A 1182-nucleotide genomic window follows, 5' to 3' on the forward strand; every position below is an offset into this window, starting at 1 on the left:
GTGCGAGGACCATGCCGTCGGCAATCGGTTGCCTAGGACAGGCTCCCCACACTCGACCGCCCGAGCACCACTTCCGCCCCCACACCAGATACGATCACCCCGCACGGGGCGGTAGCTCAGCTGGTCAGAGCAGAGGACTCATAATCCTTGGGTCGTGGGTTCGAGCCCCACCCGCCCCACCACAGCCTGAGCCGAATTCTCGGTTGCAGTGCGCTGGCGGGTGCAGCAGCATCGGCCGTATGACGCAACCATCGGAACGCCCTGTCGCCCTTGTCACCGGAGTTGGGCGGACCGTTGGGATCGGCGCGGGAATCGCCCGTCGGCTCGCCGAGGAGGGGTGGGATATCGCCTTCACCTACTGGACGCCGTACGACGAGCGGATGGAGTGGGGTGTGCAATCCGGCGATACCGAGAAGATCACCCACGAGTTGACGGCGATCGGTGCGACCGTCGTACCGATTGAGGCGGACCTGGTCGACACGGAGGCGCCTGCGCGGATCTTCGCGGCCGCCGAGGAGCGGCTGGGCAACGTGACTGCGTTGGTGATGGCTCATTGTGAGTCGGTGAATTCGAGCATCCTCGACACCACGATCGAGAGCTTCGATCGGCACTTTGCGGTGAACGCACGGGCGGTCTGGCTGTTGATCCGCGAATACGCGACGCGCTTCAAGGGGCCGCATGGGAGTGGGCGGATCATCGCTCTGACCAGCGACCACACCGCCCACAACCTCCCGTACGGCGCAAGCAAGGGCGCCCTCGACCGGATCACCCTCGCGGCGGCCGAGGAACTCGCCGACCTCGGCGTGACCGCGAATGTGATCAACCCCGGGCCGATCGACACCGGCTGGATGAACGACGACATCCGCGCCATGGGCACCAACCAAACCCCGCTCGGCCGACTCGGCACCCCCGCCGACACCGGCGACCTGATCGCCTTCCTCTGCTCGGAGCGCGGCCAGTGGATCAACAAGCAACCACTCATGAGCAACGGCGGCTTCGCCTAGACCCGCTCCAACTCCAGCGCACCGGAACGTCTCGGTCATCGCGTCGGTCCACGTCAGCCCCGCCGGGTCCGCTGCACTTTGTACACAGCCGCCAACTTTGTGAACCCACCAACCATTTCTCCGCCCCGCGGATGGCTGGTGGGTGCTCAAAGCTGCCGTTCGGACCCAAGGGTGGGTG

General features: G+C 65.9%; 1 protein-coding gene and 1 tRNA gene. Both read left to right on the forward strand.

Annotated elements, in window-relative coordinates; all coding sequences use genetic code 11:
- The first annotated feature begins 105 nt into the window (after positions 1 to 105).
- Positions 106 to 182: transfer RNA gene (locus E1263_RS42405), tRNA-Ile, on the forward strand.
- A 57-nt stretch (positions 183 to 239) separates the two neighbouring features.
- Positions 240 to 1004: an SDR family oxidoreductase gene (locus E1263_RS42410; protein ID WP_132178145.1), complete on the forward strand. Its 765-nt coding sequence runs from the start codon at positions 240 to 242 to the stop codon at positions 1002 to 1004.
- The last annotated feature ends 178 nt before the right edge of the window (positions 1005 to 1182 follow it).

Origin of the sequence: Kribbella antibiotica (assembly GCF_004349055.1) — a bacterium.
Classification (GTDB): domain Bacteria; phylum Actinomycetota; class Actinomycetes; order Propionibacteriales; family Kribbellaceae; genus Kribbella; species Kribbella antibiotica.

Excerpts from the sequence above, each read along its gene's own strand:
- E1263_RS42410 (WP_132178145.1), top strand. The coding sequence starts at position 240 with ATGACGCAACCATCGGAACGCCCTGTCGCCCTTGTCACCGGAGTTGGG.